This is a genomic window from Allobosea sp. P5_A5 (genome assembly GCF_056400625.1).
On record NZ_JBFUKY010000011.1, the window covers coordinates 77,233 to 95,677 of the forward strand.

18 protein-coding genes are annotated in these 18,445 nt (G+C 64.3%); 9 read left to right on the forward strand and 9 right to left on the reverse strand.

Annotation, left to right across the window (positions count from 1 at the left end; genetic code table 11):
• Positions 1–53 precede the first annotated feature (53 nt).
• Complete coding sequence (locus AC1DR6_RS19265) at positions 54–482, forward strand: HIT family protein (RefSeq protein ID WP_476830877.1); 429 nt, start codon at positions 54–56, stop codon at positions 480–482.
• Between the two features lie 21 nt (positions 483–503).
• On the opposite strand, the gene AC1DR6_RS19270 is transcribed toward AC1DR6_RS19265, so the two are convergent.
• The 5 genes from AC1DR6_RS19270 to clpS form a co-directional block, all read right to left on the reverse strand.
• Positions 504–866 (reverse strand): AzlD domain-containing protein, encoded by a 363-nt coding sequence (locus tag AC1DR6_RS19270; protein ID WP_476830878.1) that lies wholly within the window; start codon positions 864–866, stop codon positions 504–506.
• Entirely contained in the window at positions 863–1,585 is a 723-nt protein-coding gene (locus AC1DR6_RS19275; protein WP_476830879.1) for an AzlC family ABC transporter permease, read from the reverse strand. Before AC1DR6_RS19275 ends, AC1DR6_RS19270 begins: the two co-directional genes overlap by 4 nt.
• Before the next feature lie 130 nt (positions 1,586–1,715).
• The gene (locus AC1DR6_RS19280) at positions 1,716–2,018 is read right to left on the reverse strand and encodes a hypothetical protein (RefSeq protein ID WP_476830880.1); all 303 of its coding nucleotides are present in this window, start codon (positions 2,016–2,018) and stop codon (positions 1,716–1,718) included.
• A gap of 4 nt (positions 2,019–2,022) precedes the next feature.
• Entirely contained in the window at positions 2,023–4,545 is a 2,523-nt protein-coding gene (gene clpA / locus AC1DR6_RS19285) for an ATP-dependent Clp protease ATP-binding subunit ClpA (RefSeq protein ID WP_476830881.1), read from the reverse strand.
• 46 nt (positions 4,546–4,591) lie between these two features.
• Positions 4,592–4,933 (reverse strand): ATP-dependent Clp protease adapter ClpS, encoded by a 342-nt coding sequence (clpS, locus tag AC1DR6_RS19290; protein ID WP_476830929.1) that lies wholly within the window; start codon positions 4,931–4,933, stop codon positions 4,592–4,594.
• 284 nt (positions 4,934–5,217) lie between these two features.
• Here clpS and kdsA point away from each other — a divergent pair, with 284 nt between their 5' ends.
• Positions 5,218–6,087 (forward strand): 3-deoxy-8-phosphooctulonate synthase, encoded by an 870-nt coding sequence (gene kdsA / locus AC1DR6_RS19295; RefSeq protein WP_476830882.1) that lies wholly within the window; start codon positions 5,218–5,220, stop codon positions 6,085–6,087.
• Entirely contained in the window at positions 6,080–7,279 is a 1,200-nt protein-coding gene (locus AC1DR6_RS19300; protein ID WP_476830883.1) for an MFS transporter, read from the forward strand. The genes kdsA and AC1DR6_RS19300 overlap by 8 nt, the downstream gene beginning before the upstream one ends.
• Before the next feature lie 143 nt (positions 7,280–7,422).
• Here the strand turns inward: AC1DR6_RS19300 and queF are convergent, their stop codons facing one another.
• Positions 7,423–7,878: a preQ(1) synthase gene (gene queF, locus AC1DR6_RS19305; RefSeq protein ID WP_476830884.1), complete on the reverse strand. Its 456-nt coding sequence runs from the start codon at positions 7,876–7,878 to the stop codon at positions 7,423–7,425.
• A 256-nt stretch (positions 7,879–8,134) separates the two neighbouring features.
• On the opposite strand from queF, the gene AC1DR6_RS19310 reads away from it, so the two are divergent.
• The gene (locus AC1DR6_RS19310; protein WP_476830885.1) at positions 8,135–8,341 is read left to right on the forward strand and encodes a hypothetical protein; all 207 of its coding nucleotides are present in this window, start codon (positions 8,135–8,137) and stop codon (positions 8,339–8,341) included.
• On the opposite strand, the gene AC1DR6_RS19315 is transcribed toward AC1DR6_RS19310, so the two are convergent.
• The gene (locus tag AC1DR6_RS19315; RefSeq protein ID WP_476830886.1) at positions 8,342–8,467 is read right to left on the reverse strand and encodes a hypothetical protein; all 126 of its coding nucleotides are present in this window, start codon (positions 8,465–8,467) and stop codon (positions 8,342–8,344) included. It lies immediately after the preceding gene.
• A 262-nt stretch (positions 8,468–8,729) separates the two neighbouring features.
• Here AC1DR6_RS19315 and AC1DR6_RS19320 point away from each other — a divergent pair, with 262 nt between their 5' ends.
• The 3 genes from AC1DR6_RS19320 (at position 8,730) to AC1DR6_RS19330 (ending at position 13,040) form a co-directional block, all read left to right on the forward strand.
• Complete coding sequence (locus AC1DR6_RS19320) at positions 8,730–10,487, forward strand: AsmA family protein (RefSeq protein WP_476830887.1); 1,758 nt, start codon at positions 8,730–8,732, stop codon at positions 10,485–10,487.
• A gap of 97 nt (positions 10,488–10,584) precedes the next feature.
• Positions 10,585–11,763, forward strand: a complete 1,179-nt coding sequence (locus tag AC1DR6_RS19325; RefSeq protein WP_476830888.1) for an E22 family MetX-like putative esterase — start codon at positions 10,585–10,587, stop codon at positions 11,761–11,763.
• Between the two features lie 572 nt (positions 11,764–12,335).
• Complete coding sequence (locus AC1DR6_RS19330) at positions 12,336–13,040, forward strand: hypothetical protein (protein ID WP_476830889.1); 705 nt, start codon at positions 12,336–12,338, stop codon at positions 13,038–13,040.
• Between the two features lie 40 nt (positions 13,041–13,080).
• Here the strand turns inward: AC1DR6_RS19330 and AC1DR6_RS19335 are convergent, their stop codons facing one another.
• Positions 13,081–13,713, reverse strand: coding sequence for a MarC family protein (locus AC1DR6_RS19335; protein ID WP_476830890.1), 633 nt, complete (start codon positions 13,711–13,713; stop codon positions 13,081–13,083).
• A 291-nt stretch (positions 13,714–14,004) separates the two neighbouring features.
• Here AC1DR6_RS19335 and gyrA point away from each other — a divergent pair, with 291 nt between their 5' ends.
• Both gyrA and aat read left to right on the forward strand, forming a co-directional pair.
• On the forward strand, positions 14,005–16,743 hold the full coding sequence (gene gyrA / locus AC1DR6_RS19340; RefSeq protein ID WP_476830930.1) for a DNA gyrase subunit A: 2,739 nt from the start codon (positions 14,005–14,007) through the stop codon (positions 16,741–16,743).
• A 191-nt stretch (positions 16,744–16,934) separates the two neighbouring features.
• On the forward strand, positions 16,935–17,609 hold the full coding sequence (gene aat, locus AC1DR6_RS19345) for a leucyl/phenylalanyl-tRNA--protein transferase (protein ID WP_476830891.1): 675 nt from the start codon (positions 16,935–16,937) through the stop codon (positions 17,607–17,609).
• A 125-nt stretch (positions 17,610–17,734) separates the two neighbouring features.
• On the opposite strand, the gene AC1DR6_RS19350 is transcribed toward aat, so the two are convergent.
• A complete protein-coding gene (locus AC1DR6_RS19350; protein ID WP_476830931.1) occupies positions 17,735–18,358 on the reverse strand; it encodes a DUF2155 domain-containing protein in 624 nt (207 codons plus the stop codon).
• Between the last annotated feature and the right edge of the window lie 87 nt (positions 18,359–18,445).

The following is an 18,445-nucleotide window of genomic DNA, read 5'->3' on the forward strand; positions in this document are numbered from 1 at the left end:
GCGGCGGCAGAGCCACAGGTTGTGCACTTCCGTTTCAGCCTGCCGGTTCCATGATGAGCGCCTACGACCCGACCAATATCTTCGCTAAAATCTTGCGCGGTGAACTGCCGGCGCAGATTGTCTACGAGGATGCCGAAACCATCGCGATCATGGACATCATGCCCCGTGCCGACGGGCATGTTCTGGTCCTCCCGAGGACGCCATGCCGGAACGTGCTGGACGCGCCGCCGGACGCTTTGAAGGCGGTGGCGCTGACGACGCAAAAGCTTGCCAGGGCGGTGAAGGCCGCGTTCGCCGCCGATGGGGTCACGATCCAGCAGTTCAACGAGGCCGCTGGCGGGCAGGTGGTGTTTCACCTGCATGTCCACGTCATGCCCCGCCATGACGGCGTGGCGCTGCGCCCGCACACCGGGGCGATGGAAAAGCCGGAACTGCTGTCCTCCCATGCGGAAAAGATCCGCGAAGCGCTCAAGACGGCCTGACAGGACCGGGCAGGCCGCGCTTTACACTGTGCCGAACAGCCAGACGCCGCCGATCAGGGCCGTCTCGCCTGCCAGCACCGCCAGCATCATGCGCCGGCGGCTGACCGCCATGACGGCGACGGACGCGGCCAGCGCCGCGATGCGCACTACGAGCGGCGCGTGGGCGAGCACGCCCGGCGGCGAGACGATCAGCTTGGCGACGATGCCGGCAAGCAGCGCGGTCGCAACAGCCCGGACCCAGTCGAGCAGAGCCGAATCCGTGTCGAGCCCGCGCGCGAACACCACCGCGAGCCAGCGCCAGATTTCCGTTGGCAGCGCCGCGAATAGAAACAGCGCGAGATAGGGCCAGAACGGCCCATCGAAGCCGGGGATAGGTTGGGTCATGCCGGCTTTCGCCTCCGGCCGATGAGATATGCGATGCTGCCGGCGACTAGGCCCGCCACGATCAGGTCGAAGCCGCCGCCGATATAGCGTTGGCAGATCGGGGCCAGCGCGAGACCAAGCAGCAGCGCCGCCACGTCGCCCCGGTGGCGCAGTCCGGCTGTGAGCGAGACGAGGAAAAAGATCGGAGTCAGGCAAAGCAGCCCTGCCGCGAACGGGATCGGCAGTTCAGCCAGCAAATAATAGCCTGTGAAAGTGCCGACCGCGCTTACCACCATGCAGGCATTGGCGAAGCCGAGGAAATAGGCGACCCGCTGGTGCATCGGTATCGCCGGCAGCCGTCGCAAACCTTCGGTCCAGGCCGTAACGGCGACGTAATGCGACAGGAGAAGCTGCATCCAGGCGCTCTGGCCCGGTCGCCGAAGCAGCGGCAGGATCGCGACCGTCATGGGCAGGAAACGCAGCGAGGCGAAGCCGATCGCGATGGCGATCGCGCTCCAGGCGGCCCCGGACGCGATCGAGGCAAAGAACAGAACCTGAGACGGCCCGGCCCAGACGATGATCGTCGAGAGCACGGCAACGCCGACGGGATAACCGACATCATGCGCCAGCGAGCCGATGCCGACCAGGCCGAAGCCGACGATCCAGGCCGGCAACGACAGCGCATCACGCGCGCCGGCAAGCGCCACGCGCTTCCAGCTCCAGTCCGGGGAAACGGTCATAGGTTCAAAGGCTGGCGCGAGAGGAAACCACAGAGTCGGGCGACGTGGTGTTATCCTATCGCCGATCGACAGTGGGCGTGCCTAGCGTCGACTGAGCCTGCCTCCCCTGCAGGGAGCGCAGGCGTGAGGCTCAAGCCTTGCCCTTCATCGCTGTCGCGATGATCTCGTTGACGAAATCGGTCAGCTCCTTGGGGATGCCTCCGATCGACTGGATCCCCCAATAGATCAGATAGATGATCGCCGGCACCAGGATCCAGCCCAGCACCTCCTCGAAGATAACCCGCCGGCGCCGGCGGCGCTGGCGCTTCTCGAACCAGCCGACACGCTCCTTCGTGGGCCGGGCCCTGGCGGGCGCCTGTTGCACCGCCTCGCCGGTCTCAGTGGGCGCCGCATTCTCGATGGCGAGCATCGCCGGTTTGCGCTTGAACAACACCGTCTTACGCCTTTGTCAGCGGGACTTTCGGCACGGTGCGGACAGGCCGCCCCGAAGCCTTCGTCGAACCATCCGGACCTGTATTCTCCGGAACGCCGCCTTTCGGCGTGCGGCGCGGCGGTGCCGACTTGGCGGCCTTCCCGGCAGGTGCCTTCGAGCGCGCAGCTTCGCGTGTGTTGCGAGCCTCGACATCCTTTTCGGGCTTCGGCTTGACCGGGCCCTCGGGGAATTCGAGGCCCAGCACCTGGATGCCGGTTTCCGACTGCACCACGACGACCTTGACCGCGCCACCATTCTTGAGGCGCCCGAACAGCACCTCGTCGGCCAGCGGCGTCTTGATCGTCTGCTGGATCAGCCGCGCCATCGGCCGCGCACCCATCGCCTCGTCATAGCCGTGCTCGACCAGCCATTCGCGGGCCTCGTCGGCCAGCTCGATCGTGACGTTGCGATCGGCGAGCTGCGCCTCGAGCTGGAGCACGAACTTGTCGACCACGCGGGCCACCACCGTCTTCGGCAGATGCCCGAACGAGATCACCGAATCGAGACGATTGCGGAATTCCGGCGCGAACAGCTTGTTGATCGCTTCGGTATCATCGCCTTCGCGCTTGATGCGCGTGAAGCCGTAGGCATTTCGCGCCATGTCAGCCGCGCCTGCATTGGTCGTCATGATCAGGATCACGTTCCTGAAATCGACCTGTTTGCCGTTGTTGTCGGTCAGCTTGCCGTGGTCCATCACCTGCAACAGGATGTTGAACAGGTCGGGATGGGCCTTTTCGATCTCATCGAGCAGCAGCACCGAATGCGGGTGCTGGTCGATCTGATCGGTCAAGAGCCCGCCCTGATCGAAGCCGACATAGCCCGGAGGCGCGCCGATCAGCCGCGAGACGGTGTGGCGCTCCATATATTCCGACATGTCGAAGCGGATCAGTTCAACGCCGAGCGAGGTCGCCAGCTGACGGGCCACCTCGGTCTTGCCGACGCCGGTCGGCCCGGCGAAGAGATAGCTGCCGATCGGCTTTTCGCCGTCGCGCAGGCCGGCGCGGGCCAGCTTGATCGCGGAGGAGAGAGCCTCGATCGCCTTTTCCTGGCCGTAGACGGTGCGCTTGAGCGTGGTTTCGAGGTTGCGCAGCACCTCTGCATCGTCCTTGGAGACGGTTTTGGCCGGGATGCGCGCCATCGTCGCGATGGCGGCCTCGATCTCCTTGACGCCGATCGTCTTCTTCCGCTTGGCCTCGACCACCAGCATTTGCGAAGCACCGGTTTCGTCGATCACGTCGATCGCCTTGTCCGGCAGCTTGCGGTCATGGATGTAGCGCGCCGAGAGCTCCACGGCCGCCTTGATGGCTTCGTTGGTGTAGCGCAGCTTGTGGAATTCCTCGAAATAGGGCTTCAGCCCCTTGAGGATCTCGATCGTGTCCGGAATCGACGGCTCATTGACGTCAATCTTCTGGAAACGCCGCACCAGCGCCCGATCCTTCTCGAAATACTGACGGTACTCCTTGTAGGTGGTCGAGCCGATGCAGCGCAGGCCACCCGAGGCCAGCGCGGGCTTGAGCAGGTTCGAGGCGTCCATCGCCCCGCCCGAGGTCGCACCGGCGCCGATCACCGTGTGGATCTCGTCGATGAACATGATCGCCTTGGGGTGCTGCTCGATCTCCTTCATCACCTGCTTGAGGCGCTCTTCGAAGTCGCCGCGATAGCGCGTGCCGGCCAGCAGAGTGCCCATGTCGAGCGAGAACACCGTCGCGTCCTGCAGAACCTCGGGCACCTCGCCACGCAGGATCTTCAGCGCGAGCCCTTCGGCAATGGCGGTCTTGCCGACGCCGGGGTCGCCGACCAGCAGCGGATTGTTCTTCTGGCGGCGACACAGAATCTGGATCGTGCGCTGCACCTCGGCCTCGCGCCCGATCAACGGGTCGATGCGCCCGTCCTTGGCCTTGCGGTTGAGGTTGACGCAATAAGCCTCGAGCGCGCTTTCCTTTTTCTTCTTGTCCTTATCGTCGCCCGGCGCCTGTTCGGCGCGTTGCTCGCGCTGCGGCTCGCCTTCTTCCTCGGAGCCGCGCACGGGACGGCTGTCGCCGGCGCCGGGGCGCTTGGCGATGCCATGGCTGATGTAATTTACCGCGTCATAGCGGGTCATGTCCTGCTCCTGCAGGAAGTAGGCAGCGTGGCTCTCGCGCTCGGCGAACATCGCGACCAGCACATTGGCGCCGGTCACCTCCTCGCGGCCGGAGGACTGCACATGGATCACCGCCCGCTGAATCACACGCTGGAAGCCCGCAGTCGGCTTCGAATCATCGCGCCCGTCGGTGACGAGATTGGTCAGCTCGGCGTCGACATAATCGACGAGGTTGCGCCGCAGCAGATCGAGATCGACGCTGCAGGCACGCATCACCGCAGCCGCGTCCTGATCATCGACCAGCGCGAGCAAAAGGTGTTCGAGAGTGGCGTATTCGTGACGGCGCTCATTGGCCAGAGCCAGAGCCCGGTGAAGCGCCTGTTCGAGACTGCGCGAGAAACTCGGCAAGGGGCGCGCTCCTATCTGTTTCGGGTATGAGTGATCAGACCCAAGGCTACTTTTTTTCCATCACGCACTGCAGCGGATGCATGTGCTTGCGCGCAAGATCCATGACGAGCGTAACCTTGGTCTCGGCGACTTCATAGGTAAAGACGCCACATTCGCCGACGCCGTTTTGATGCACATGCATCATGATCTGCGTCGCCGCGGCGCGGTCCTTCTGGAAGAACCGCTCCAGGACATGCACGACGAATTCCATCGGCGTATAATCGTCGTTCAGCAGCAGGACCCGGTAGAGATTGGGCTTCTTCGTCCGCGTGCGGGTCAGCACGGCGGTACCCGCGCCATCCTTGCCGCCATCGCCGGGCGGGCCGGCCCGGCGCGGACGGTCGGCCATGGACAAGGTTTGCAAACGACGTGGTCGCACGGTCGTACCCGCAGCCACGCTCTGCCTCATCACGCCTCGCTCCGCCTCGACCATATCCGCCCGCGTCTTGTCCAAATCCGGTCCTGCTTCCTCAGCCAAGATAGTACTCGTCGTGTGAATTTACAGACCTCGCCGCTGCTTCGCCAGCCCGATCGCCGCGCCGGCGTTCAACTCTTCGCTCGCCCGCCGCAACGCTTGACCACACCGGCGCCAGCGCCATATGCCCGCGCTCATCAGCGCGAAGGACTGCAGCCATGACGCCCAACGCCATCGTCACCATCGGCGAAGATCTTGCGAGGCCCGTGAGGTTCGGCAATGCCTTGCCGCTCTCGATCATCGCCGGTCCCTGCCAGATGGAAAGCCGCGACCACGCGCTGGAATGCGCGATGGCGCTCAAGGAGATCGCGGAGGAGCTGCGGATCGGGCTCATCTTCAAGACCTCCTTCGACAAGGCAAACCGCACCAGCGCACGCGGCGAGCGCGGCATGGGGCTGGAAGCCGCCCTGCCCGTCTTCGCCGAGATTCGCGAACGCACCGGCCTGCCTGTCCTGACCGACGTCCATGATGCCGCACAATGCGGCGCTGTGGGGGCGGTCGTCGATGTCCTGCAGATCCCGGCCTTTCTCTGCCGCCAGACCGATCTCCTGGTCGCGGCAGCGAAGACCGGCCGCGTCGTGAACATCAAGAAGGGTCAGTTCCTCGCGCCTTGGGACATGATCCATGCGGTGGCCAAAGTCACCGAGAGCGGCAACGGCAATGTGATGCTGACCGAGCGCGGCGCGTCTTTCGGCTACAATACGCTCGTCACCGACATGCGCAGCCTGCCGATCATGGCCGAGACCGGGGCACCCGTGATTTTCGACGCGACGCATTCGGTGCAGCAGCCTGGCGGCAAAGGCTCCTCCAGCGGCGGCCAGCGCGAATTCGTGCCGGTGCTGGCGCGTGCGGCTGTCGCGGTCGGGGTCGCGGGCGTATTCATCGAAACCCATCCGGACCCCGACAAGGCCCCCTCGGATGGCCCCAACATGGTGCCGCTATCGGACTTCAAGGCTCTCATCGCGACGTTGAAAGCTTTCGACAGGTTGGCCAAGGGCGGCCCCTCGCTCGCAATCGCCTATGTCTGAGCCGGCCCAGCCGAAGCAGGCGGACAGCCTGGGGGCGCTTATTCCCGTCCTGGGGCTCTGCGGCTTCGCCTCGACCTTTACCATGCGGCTGGTCGACCCGCTGGTGCCAACGCTCGCTTTGGAGTTCGGACAGAGCGTCCATCAGATCGCCTTCCTGGTGACGGCGTTTTCGGGCTGCTACGCGCTCGGCCAGCCGTTCCTTGGTCCAATCGCCGATTCGGTGGGCAAGCTGCGCAGCATCGCCGCATGCCTGGCGCTGCTGTGTGTCTTCTCGGCGCTTGCGGCCTTCGCCACGAACTACTGGATGCTGTTTGCCTTCCGCGCGGCCGCAGGCGTCGCGGCCGGCGGCGTCATTCCCGCGGCGATGGCGGCGATCGGGGATCGCGCGCCGATGGCCGAGCGGCAGATCATGCTCGGGCGTTTCCTCGTCATCATGATCGTCGGGCAGATGGCCGGCGCTTCCTTCTCGGGGATCGTGGCCGACCATATCGGCTGGCGCGCCGTGTTGGGCGTGGCCGCCGGGCTCGCAGCCTGCGGAGCGCTGGTGGTGCGGCTCGTGCTGAAGCCAAGAGCGCTTGCGGAGCGCCCGCCGCTCAGTCTTGCCGGGGTCCTGACGAGCTACGGTGCCGTCTTCGCCAATCCGCGCAGCAAGGTGCTCTACGGCCTCGTCTTGCTCGAAGGCGCACTGATCTTCGGGCTGCCGCCTTTCGTTGCCGCAATCCTGCACGAGCGCTCGGGCGTGGGCCCGTCGGAAGCCGGTCTCGCCATCGGCGCGATGGGGCTGGGCGGGCTCGTCTACGGGCTGCTCACCCGTGTTCTCGTCCAGCGCGTCGGACCCGCGCAGATGATGCGGCTCGGCGGCCTGGCCGTCGCGATCGGCGATTTCGCCTTCATCTTTGGTGGCCCGTGGTGGAGCGCGATCGGCGTCTTTCTGCTGATCGGCTTCGGCTTCTTCCTGATCCACGGCACCTTCCAGGCGCAGGCGACCGAACTCGCCCCAACCGCGCGCGGCTCGGCGATGGCGCTGTTCGCCTGCTTCTTCTTCATGGGCCATGCGACGGGGCCGCTTGCCATGGGCGCGCTGTTGCAAGGTTTCGGCACATCCGGCGCGCTTGCCGTGGCAGGCGTGGGCATCGGCGTGTTGGGATGGATCGCACCGACGCTGCTGCCGCCCCTGGGCGCGCGGAGCTGACCCCTTCCATCACGTTGTCCGGCCTTCACGACCTCATGCTCGGGCTCGGCCCGAGCATCTGCGGACAAGGATGCGACGGAACCTCTCGCGGCGAAAGATTCTCGGGCCAAGCCCGAGAATGACGGCCCCACGACGATCTGGGGTCAGCGCCCGCGATAGGGCGCCACGCCTTGGTCCGGCAGCCAAAGCCCCTTGGGCGCCTCGCCCGTCTGGAAGAACACGTCGATCGGGATGCCGCCGCGCGGATACCAGTAACCGCCGATCCGAAACCATTCCGGCTCCAGCAGCTCGACCAATCGTTTGCCGATGCCGACTGTGCAGTCCTCATGGAAGGCGCCATGATTGCGGAACGCACCGAGATAGAGCTTGAGCGATTTCGATTCGACCAGCCACTGCCCCGGCAGATAGTCGATCACGAGGATGCCGAAATCCGGCTGCCCTGTGACGGGGCAGATCGAGGTGAATTCCGGGCAAGTGAACCGCGCGAGATAAGGCGTGCCGGCATGAGGATTGGGCACGCGGTCGAGGCGGGCCTCCTCCGGCGAAGCAGGCAGGGCGCTCGGCTGGCCGAGCTGCAGGGTCGAGGCGTCGATCGACATGGGAAGCTCCTGTGTTGCCGGCCTTCTAGAGCATCCGGCGCCACGGATGAAGCAGGCACGCTTCGGTACTCCCGCTGCCCGTCTCGGCATTCGGCGATAGGACGGCATTTGATTCAAATACGACGGAAATGACCGTCCTTATTTAACGGTCTTTCGCAAGCGAACTTGCGCGCGACAGCGCGTGCACCTTAATCGATCCGAGATCCTGCTTCGATCGGGCCTTGCTAAATCTATGATAATTGCCGGAATACTGTTTTTGATCGGGGCCTTGATCGGGCTTGCCTATGGCTATGCTGCGATCATCACCGCCAGTGCGGCGGTGACAGTGCTTTTCTTCTCCGTCTGGATCATGCGCGGCGAATTCGGCGCCTTCACCGTCCTGATCTGGATCGGCTATCTGTTCGCGCTTCAGAGCGGCTTCCTGCTCGGCGCCTATCTCGCGACGGCAGACGACGCCGACTGATCACCAGAACCAGATCGCTCGCCCCGCATAGGCGCACAAGCCCGCCCACCAGGCCACGGTCAGGGCAGAGCAGAACAGCACGGCCGACAAAGGCGGACGGCGGCGGGTAGCGAGATTCTGGAACATGCTTGTGCCCTCTTGAAGCGATCGACGGAAAACTGCTTCGTGATCCGCAATCCGCGCGCCATTCGCGGCCATGCCAAAATCTCGCCCCGCCAAATCTCGCCGCGTCATGCTCTCGCCACTCCTGAAGCCGCGCCAAACGGTGAAATAGGCCGGATCGGCGGGGACGGCCGGTCTCCAAACCTCGACAACCCCCCAGGATCGGCATAAACCCAGCCCGCCAGGGGGGCTGGCTGACTTTCGGCCCGTGCCGATTCGGAAGTGCATGACCAGACGCGCCGCGCTCCTTGCCTTCTGCCTCATCGTCGCGACCGGCCTGCTGGGCTCGCGCTCATGGGATGTCGCGCTCGGCCGGATCGAACACCGCACCGTTCAGGCGATCGAGCAGCGGACGGGCTTTGCCGTGACATCGCTCGCTCGCGCGGAGTTCGCGCTCCTGCCGCTGCCCCGTATCAGCCTCTCGGACATCGGCTTCACCCAGAAAGACGGCACCATCTCCGGCCGCTCGGCGCGGGTAAGAGCCTATCTGCGTCTGCTCCCGCTTCTGACCGGGCAGCTCGATTTCGACCGCATCGACCTCGTCGCGCCGCAGTTCGACATCGCCGTGCCAGCGGGTGGCGACAGCGTGACCGATTGGCTGGCACCGCCTCTGGCCGAGCTGGAGAAGCTGCGCAGTCAGGGCCGCATCGTCATCCGCGCGGGCTCGATCTTCCTGCGCTCGGACGGCGCGATCCAGTCGATCGTGCGCGACGTCAATCTCGTCATCGCCGAGCGCGAACGCAATCAGCCCTTCAGCCTCTCAGGGTCCTTCAACTGGCGCGGCAGCACGACCGATGTCAGCCTGCTCTGGCCGGTCATGGGCGGCAGCGCCAAGGCCGCCCTCTCCGCCTCCTCCTCGCTGATGAAGCTGCGCTTCGACGGCACCCGCTCCGGCCCCGACGAGCCCTTCGTCAATGGTACGCTGGCGCTCTCGGCGCCGGCCTTGCCCCGGCTCCTGGCTTGGTTCGGCGAGAATTCGCGCCTGTCCAGCGCACTGGGCGCCGTCGATCTCTCGGCCGATCTGCAGCTTCGGCCGCATGAGGCCTCGTTCAACAACGCCGTCGTCGGCCTCGATGGCGAACGGCTCGACGGGGTGATGAAACTCACCGAGATCGATGGCCGTCTTGCCCTTTCCGGCACGCTCGCCGGCTCGACGCTCGATCTCGGCCGCATGATCGACCGGCTGCCCTTGCCCAACATCGATGCCGCCGACCGTAGCCAGCTGGATCTCGACGGCTGGACCGGGCGCGACATCGACCTGCGGGTCTCGGTCGATGCCGCTGTTCTGAAAGGCGCCAAGCTGGCCGATGTCGCGACCTATGTGCTGGTCAAGAAGGGCCGCTTCGAGACCGGCCTGCTGCGTGCCTCGGCCTATGGCGGCACCGTCAAGAGCCGGTTCCTTGCGGTCTCGGCACCGACCGGCGTCGACATCAAGGTCCAAGCCGCGTCGGACAAGGTCAATCTCGGACAGGCCGCCGCCGACATCCCGCAGCTGGCGCGGCTCACCGGAACCGGCGGCTTCCAGATGACCCTGGACGGCGCGGGACGCAGCTTCGACGAGCTGCTGGGATCGCTGACCGGCAAGGCCAGCCTCAATCTTCGGCAAGGCGAGCTGAGCGGAATGGCGTTGGGCGAGATGCTGCGCCGGGCCGAACGGGGCACGGTGGTGCCCGGCCGCGACTCACGCCAGGGCCGAACGCCCTATGAGACAATCGCGGCAAATGCCGGCATCGCGAATGGATTGCTTGTCCTGACCGATGCGCAGATGTCGGGAACGAACTATCGCCTCGCGCTCGCCGGCAATGCGCTTCTGAGCACGCGCGAAATCGACATGACTGCCGTGCTGTCGGCGCCGAGCGGGCAACCGAAACTGTCATTCCTGCTGAAGGGCCCGGTCGGGGCGCAGCTGGTCGCGCCGGACAGCGAAGCCCTGCTCAGCCCGACCAGCACCACCGACCGCCCCGCGACCTGGCTCGGCCGCTGAGCGACCGGCCCCTTCGCGGCGTCGCGCTTTCTCCCCTCATCGGAATCCGCTTTGATGAAACCCAACGGCTCTTGAAGGCCGGGCGGGAGGATGAGACATGCGCAGCTGGATCAAGGCGGCGCTTGCGCTTGCCGCAACGATGGTAACGGGCATGGCCGGGGCACAGGACCTGATCACCGAAAAGAAGATCTTCGAACTGCCGCTTTTCACGACCCAGTCCGGCCGCGTGCTGAAGCAGGTGCGCGTCGGTTGGGAGAGCTACGGCACTCTGAATACCRACAAGTCCAATGCGATCCTGATCTGCCATTTCTTCTCGGGCAATTCGCACGCCGCCGGCAAATACGACGCCAAGGATGCGCAGTCTGGCTATTGGGACGCGATCATCGGCCCCGGAAAGGCGATCGACACCGACAAATATTTCGTCATCGCCTCCGACACGCTGGTGAACCTCTCGACCGGGGATCCCAACACCACGACCACCGGCCCGGCCTCGATCGACCCCGACACCGGCAAGCCCTACGGGCTCGACTTCCCCGTGGTGACGATCCGCGATTTCGTCGAGGTCCAGAAGGCACTGGTCGAGAGCCTCGGCATCAGGAAGCTGGCGCTGGTCGCCGGTCCCTCGATGGGCTCGCTCCAGACCTTCGAATGGGCCGCGAGCCACCCGGAGATGGTCGCCAGGGCGATGCCCGTGATCGGCGCTGGCGAGGCAGACGCGATGCTGATCGGCTGGCTGGATGTCTGGGCCGCGCCGATCCTCGTCGATCCGAACTGGAACAATGGCGACTATTACGGCAAGGCGCCGCCGCTCGCCGGTCTCGCCAAGGCGCTGACGGCGGTGACGCTCCAGGCCAATCATCAGGACTGGGCCGACGCCACCTTTGCCCGCCGCCCCGCCAAGGACGGCGAGGATCCAGCCAAGACGCTCGCGGCCAAATTCCAGGTCCAGAGCGTCCTGGACAATGCCGGCATGGCCCGCGCCAAGATCTCCGACGCCAACCATTTCCTCTATCTGGTCAAGGCGAACCAGCTCTTCGCCGCGGGCGGCTCCTCGCTTGCCGACGGCATGAAGAAGATCACCGCGCCGATCCTCTACATCACCCAGCCCAAGGACCTCGTCTTCACCACCGAGACCGTCGACCAGACGCTTAAAGCGGCGAAAGACGCAGGTCGTGACATCACTCACGTCGCCATCGATGGCGCTCGCGGCCATCTCGATGGCGTGATGTCGATGAAACAGGCGGAAGGCGCGATCCGGGCGTTTTTGGCAAGGTAAAGCCCGGTCCGCAGCGTCATGCTCGGGCTTGACCCGGGCATCTCATGACGCAAAGGCGCTGGAGCCTCTGACTTGAGGTTCTCGGGTCGGGGCTTTGGTTCGCCAAACAATGACGAGAAAAGCGCACACCAAAAGCCCCCAACCCGGCTCTAGCCGCGAGGTTTCTCATCGTACGATCCCTAGGGGATGCGCGGCGGCGCACGGCCTGAACCGCGTGCCGATGTCGAGTGTCGAAGTCGATGCGGCGCCTGCCGGCACCGCCCGAAACCCGCGCGCGGTTGTCTATGAGGCCTTTCGCCAAGGCGTCGTCACCGGGCCTGCCTGTTCGGCCGGCGGCGAAAAACCTTCCGGACCAAGGCCACCCGTTTGGTGGCGCATAGCCCGAACACCGCATCCCGCCCGGCCACACGATGCCTCGCGAAGCCCCTTTGTCGGGTGGGATGGCGCGAGGATATCGTGCGCGTGGCGGCGGGGATAAGTGAGCGCTGGTGCTTTGCACGAAGCGAACATACATCAACCAAGCGGGCATACTTCAGAGGTAATGAATGTTGACGTCCCGAGTGCAAGCGTTTGTGAAATTTTTCGACAATGAAGAATATGCTTACTCGTTTTTGCGTGGAAGTCTCTTCATGCGAAGATTAGGATATTTCCAGAAGACTGACGCGTCAGATTTTTGCAATGGCAGGTCTGATCCAACCGAAGGTATAGTTGCTTTACATCAGCCTGATAAAACCGAAATTACCATAAATTTCGGTGGGTTCGAACCAATTAATATTGGAGAGAACGACCTGGCCGGACCCGTTTCTATCTCAAAAAATTTCTACTCAGATATGTACGTTTTCTGCATATCGACATTAACAATACCGGATCCAGCCCTCCTAAAAGGCAATCATAAGGAGGTCGAAACCCAGTTACAAACCGCGTTCAAAGTTGACGAGCGCTGCTTCAAATTTGGCCCTTACGCGGTAGTTGTCCGCCCGGACAAATTCTTACGGAATCTGCGTAATAGCTTAACCAGCTGCGATCATTGGTACAAAGCCGCAATGGTCGAATATTACGATGAGACAAAGTTTCATGGAGAATTCTTAGAACAAAATGTTCCATTCCGTAAGCAAAATAGATATTCCTATCAAAAAGAATATCGCGTTTGCTTACAAATTCTATCTACAATCGAGGAGACAATAAAATTTGAGATAGGAAGCATTTCTGAATTTGCCTTCAAAGCTCGTTCGTCGGAACTTAATTCCAATCTTAGGGTGACGCTCAAAAATAGTTAGCGCCTATACAATACTGAAAAAGCTCTGCGATTGAATTCCCTCATCCGCCTCCCACCACCGCCCTCACCCCGTCGATCACGAATTGCACCGCCAGCGCCGCCAGGACAACGCCGAGCAGGCGCGTCAGCACGATGTTGCCGGTGACGCCGAGCAGGCGCGCGATCGCTCCCGCGGCCAGGAACACTGCGAGACAGCAGAGGATCACGAGCCCGCAGATCACCGCCAGGGTCGTTAGCAGCAGCGGGTCACCATGCGCCCTGCCGGCAAGCAGGATGGTCGCGGTCAGAGCGCCCGGCCCCGCCATCAGCGGGATCGCCAGCGGAAAGGCCGCGACGTTACGGATATGATCCTGCGTGATCGCGGTCTCCGCCGTCTGCTGCTTACGCTCGGTGCGCCGCTCGAACACCATCTCGAAGGCGATCCAAAACAGCAGCAGCCCACCGGCGATGCGGAAGGCCGGCAGCGAGACACCCAGCGCCTTCAGTACGATGTCGCCAGCGACGCCGAAGAAGCCCATGATGCAGAAGGCGATGATGCAGGCGCGGATCGCGACCTGCCGCCGCTCGCCTGCCGACATGCCGCGTGTCAGCGACAGAAAGATCGGCGCCAGACCCGGCGGGTCGAGCGTCACCAGCATGGTGACCAGGGCGGAGGTGGCAAAATCGGCGAACATCAGGGCCTGTTTCTCACGGCTTTTGCCCGCCGTCACGCGTGCAGCAGGGCCGGATTGTGGCGGCGGCTGTGGACGGCGGCAAAAATCGATTGTAAGCCACTGTTATCATTGGACTTATTTTTGCGTAAACCGGCGTGTCTTTCTCTGGCTTAAAACTTCGGAATCGGCTAGCCAGAGGGCTGGAATTCAGCAAAAACCGGACGTTTCCCTTTGAGCGACGAGAACGACGACAAGCGCGACGGCGCCCCGCATTTCGGCGGCGACATCAAGCCGATCGCGATCACCGACGAGATGAAGAGGAGCTACCTCGATTACGCCATGAGCGTGATCGTGAGCCGCGCTCTTCCGGACGTCCGCGACGGCATGAAGCCGGTACATCGCCGCATCCTCTATTCGATGTGGGAGAACAACTACACGCCGGACCGCAAGCACGTGAAGTCGGCGAACATCGTCGGCTCCGTGATGGGTCAGTACCACCCGCATGGCGACCAGGCGATCTACGACGCGCTGGTGCGCATGGCGCAGCCCTTCTCGATGCGTCTGCCCTTGGTGGACGGACAGGGCAATTTCGGTTCGATCGACGGCGATCCGCCAGCGGCGATGCGCTACACCGAGAGCCGGCTCGACAAATCGGCGATGCCGCTGCTCGACGATCTCGGCCGCGATACCGTCGATTTCCAGGCGAACTACGACGACAGCCGCGAAGAGCCCAAGGTCCTGCCGGCGAAATACCCGCAGCTGCTGGTGAACGGCGCCGGCGGCATCGCGGTCGGCATGGCGACAAACATCCCGCCGCACAACCTCGGCGAGGTCATCGACGGCTGYGTCGCCTACATGGACGATCCGGAGATCTCGATCGAGGATCTGAACCAGATCATCCCCGGCCCGGATTTCCCGACCGCGGCCTCGATCATGGGCCGCAGCGGCATCCGCTCCGCCTACGAGACCGGGCGCGGCTCCGTCGTGATGCGGGCGAAGACCCATATCGAGGAGCTGCGCAAGGAGCGCGAGGCGATCATCGTCACCGAGATTCCCTATCAGGTGAACAAGGCGACGATGGTCGAGAAGATCGCCGAGCTGGTGCGCGAGAAGCGCATCGAGGGCATCTCCGACCTGCGCGACGAATCGAGCCGCGAGGGCATCCGCGTCGTCATCGAGATCAAGCGCGACGCCGTCGCCGAAGTGGTGCTGAACCAGCTCTACCGCTTCACCCCGCTGCAGACCTCCTTCGGCTGCAACATGGTGGCGCTGAACGGCGGGCGGCCGGAAGTCCTCAACCTCAAGGACTTCATTGCGGCCTTCGTCGAGTTCCGTGAGGAGGTCGTCTCCCGGCGCACGCGCTATCTCCTGAACAAGGCCCGCGAGCGTGCCCATGTGCTGTGCGGCCTCGCGACGGCGGTGGCGAATATCGACGAGGTCATCCGCCTCATCCGCACGGCGCCGACACCGGGCGACGCGCATGAAGCGTTGATGGCGCGCGACTGGCCGGCCGGCGACATCGTGCCGCTGATCGCGCTGGTCGACGACCCCCGCCACCCCCTGAACCCGGACGGCACTTATCGCCTCTCCGACGCGCAGGCCAAGGCCATCCTCGAGCTGCGCTTGGCCCGCCTCACCGCTCTCGGCCGCGATGAGATCGGCGATGAGCTGGAAAAGCTCGCCCGCGAGATCGCCGATTATCTCGACATCCTCGGCTCGCGTGAACGCATCCAGGCGATCATCAAGACCGAACTCGCTGACATCCGCGCCGCCTTCGCGACGCCACGCCGCTCCATCATCGAGGATTGGGGCTCCGACCTCGACGACGAAGATCTCATCGCCCGCGAGGACATGGTCGTCACCGTCAGTCATGGCGGCTACATCAAGCGCGTGCCGCTTTCGACCTATCGGGCGCAGCGCCGCGGCGGCAAGGGTCGCTCCGGCATGGCCACGAAGGACGAGGATTTCGTCGCGCGGCTGTTCGTCGCCAACACGCATACGCCGGTGCTGTTCTTCTCCTCCGAGGGACAGGTCTACAAGGAAAAGGTCTGGCGGCTGCCGCTGTCGGCGCCGAATGCGCGCGGCAAGGCGCTGGTCAACATGCTCCCCATCGAGAAGGGCGAGCGCATCACCACCATCATGCCGCTGCCCGAGGACGAGGCAAGCTGGGAGACGCTGGACGTGATGTTCGCCACCGCGTCGGGCGGCGTGCGGCGCAACAAGCTCTCCGACTTCGTCAACGTCAATCGCGCCGGCAAGATCGCGATGAAGCTCGATGAGGGCGACCACATCGTCGACGTGCAGATCTGCACCGAGAACGACAACGTACTGCTGACCACGGCCGATGGCCAGTGCATCCGCTTCGCGGTGCCGGAAGTGCGCGTCTTCAAGGGCCGCGACTCGACCGGCGTGCGCGGCATCAACCTGGCGAAGGGCGACGAGGTGATCTCGCTGGCCATCCTGCATCATCTCGATGCCACACCGGACGAGCGCGCCGCCTATCTGAAGCGCGCCGCCGCCAACCGCCGCGCGCTGACCGGGGAAGCGGACGAGGCTACGGAAACCGCGACCGTGGTTGAAGCCGATGCCGAGGACAGCGCGTCCGGCGACATCGAACTCGGCCAGGAGAAATACGCGGCCATGGGCGCAGCCGAGCAGTTCATCCTGACCATCTCGGAACGCGGCTACGGCAAGCGCACCTCTTCCTTCGAGTACCGGGTCACCGGGCGCGGCGGCAAAGGCATCGTCGCGATGGTGACCAGCAGCCGCAACGGCAAGCTCGTCGCTTCCTTCCCGGCGGTGGAGACCGACCAGCTCATGCTGGTCACCGATGGCGGCCAGCTGATCCGCGTCCCGGTCGATGCCGGGCCGGACAACCGCATCCGCATCGCCGGCCGCTCGACGCAGGGCGTGACGGTCTTCAACACCGCCAAGGACGAGAAGGTCGTCTCGGTCGAGTGCATTAATGATGATGGGCAGAGCGACGAGGCGGACATCGGCGAGGACGGGCCGGTCGACGAGGCGCCGGGCGCGGGGCCGGCAGAGGGCTGAGCGAATCGAAGGGTGCGCTCGCGCGTCATTCTCGGGCGAAGCGAAGCTTCGGCCCGAGAATCTCAGCCGGACAGGGCTCTTGAGCATTCTGGTCCAGAGATGCTCGGGGCAAGCCCGAGCATGACGCGACGTGTAGACGCCACCCAAAGCGTTTATTTGACTCGCCGCCCTTCCCGCGTTCCCCTGCCCGCATGAAGGCCCGTTCCGCTCCCGTGCGCACACCCGCCATCACGCCGGAGATCATGCTGCGCGCCTATGCGGCCGGCATCTTCCCGATGGCGGAAACCGCGGACGATCCAAACCTGTTCTGGGTCGAGCCGGAGCTGCGCGGCATCATTCCGCTGGACGGTTTCCATCTTGCCTCGCGGTTGGCTCGCACCGTCCGTTCCGACCGGTTCCAAATTCGCGTGGACAGCGATTTCGAAGCGGTGATCGCGGCTTGCGCGCAGGAACGGCCCGACCGACCCGAGACCTGGATCAACAGCCGCATCCGCGAAATATTCGGGGAGCTGCATCGGCTCGGCCATGCGCACAGCGTCGAATGTTGGCGGGACGGATTGCTGGTCGGCGGGCTCTACGGGCTGTCGCTCGGGGCAGCGTTCTTTGGCGAAAGCATGTTCCACCGCGAGACCGACGCCTCGAAGGTGGCGCTGGTCCATCTCGTCGCGCGCTTGTGCCGCGGCGGCTATCGGCTGCTCGATACGCAGTTCCAAACCAGCCACCTCGCACGCTTCGGCACGATCGAGCTGCCGCGCGACACTTACCGGCTCAAATTGAACGAGGCGCTTCGCCATGAGGGCGACGAGAGGATTTGGCACGTCCACGGCGGCATGACCGGAGCCGAGGCATTGGACGCTCTGCGCTAGTCATAAGCTCGGCATTCAGTCGGCATCGCCATCGCAGCTTTAAGCCATGACGGCCGAAGCATGAGGCCACGCGACCATCCCGATAAGGATCGCGATGCGGACTCGTCGGGATAAAACCCAGCCGGTCAGTTATTGCCCGAGCCGGTCAGGTCCCTTGGCGAGGAAGGGTTGGTCGGGAAGAAGCGCTGGCTCGGCCGCTGCGGCTGAACCGGTACGCCGCGCGGCGGCTCCACGTCGATGCGTCCGCCCGGCGGCGGCAAGGGCTGCTGCTGCGACGGCGGCAGCGGGTTAGCCGGTCTTGCGGGTCGGCGCGGCTCGTCGGAAGGCGGCGGCGGCTCAGGATCTTTCGGGTCGACGATGACCTCGGTTCCGCCTTTGCAGTCGGTCAGCCAGACATCGTAAATCGCATGTTCGACGCCGTGCAGGCCGGGGCTGTCGGCGAACATCCAGCCGGTGAAGATGCGCCGGTACTCGTTGTTGAAGGTCACCTCGTCGACCTCGACGAAGCCGTCCGTGCGCGGCGCCTCGGTCGGCGGCCGGGTCCAGCAGACGCGCGGCGTGATCTGCAGCGCGCCGAACTGCACCGTCTCATCGATCGCGACTTCGAAGGAAATGATGCGGCCGGTGACCTTGTCGAGGCCGGCAAACACCGCGGTCGGGTTCTTGATGCGATCGGCCATTGCGGGCCCGGCGACCGCGAGCGTCAGAACACCCGTAGCGAGGCCGGCCAGAAGCGGGAAACGGGACAAGGACGGCATGTGGGCTTGCGAATCTCTCGAAGGCCGCGCCTCAGCCGCGCGACGAGGCGCAGTAACACGGCAAAGCCAGCGGAAAAA

Bases quoted from the DNA above. Each gene is read 5' to 3' on its own strand.
- AC1DR6_RS19265 (WP_476830877.1), top strand. From the start codon at position 54: ATGAGCGCCTACGACCCGACCAATATCTTCGCTAAAATCTTGCGCGGT.
- AC1DR6_RS19270 (WP_476830878.1), bottom strand. From the start codon at position 866: ATGACCCAACCTATCCCCGGCTTCGATGGGCCGTTCTGGCCCTATCTC.
- AC1DR6_RS19275 (WP_476830879.1), bottom strand. From the start codon at position 1,585: ATGACCGTTTCCCCGGACTGGAGCTGGAAGCGCGTGGCGCTTGCCGGC.
- clpS (WP_476830929.1), bottom strand. From the start codon at position 4,933: ATGGCCGACCGTCCGCGCCGGGCCGGCCCGCCCGGCGATGGCGGCAAG.
- kdsA (WP_476830882.1), top strand. From the start codon at position 5,218: ATGACGCCCAACGCCATCGTCACCATCGGCGAAGATCTTGCGAGGCCC.
- AC1DR6_RS19300 (WP_476830883.1), top strand. From the start codon at position 6,080: ATGTCTGAGCCGGCCCAGCCGAAGCAGGCGGACAGCCTGGGGGCGCTT.
- queF (WP_476830884.1), bottom strand. From the start codon at position 7,878: ATGTCGATCGACGCCTCGACCCTGCAGCTCGGCCAGCCGAGCGCCCTG.
- AC1DR6_RS19315 (WP_476830886.1), bottom strand. From the start codon at position 8,467: ATGTTCCAGAATCTCGCTACCCGCCGCCGTCCGCCTTTGTCGGCCGTG.
- AC1DR6_RS19320 (WP_476830887.1), top strand. From the start codon at position 8,730: ATGACCAGACGCGCCGCGCTCCTTGCCTTCTGCCTCATCGTCGCGACC.
- AC1DR6_RS19335 (WP_476830890.1), bottom strand. From the start codon at position 13,713: ATGTTCGCCGATTTTGCCACCTCCGCCCTGGTCACCATGCTGGTGACG.
- aat (WP_476830891.1), top strand. From the start codon at position 16,935: ATGAAGGCCCGTTCCGCTCCCGTGCGCACACCCGCCATCACGCCGGAG.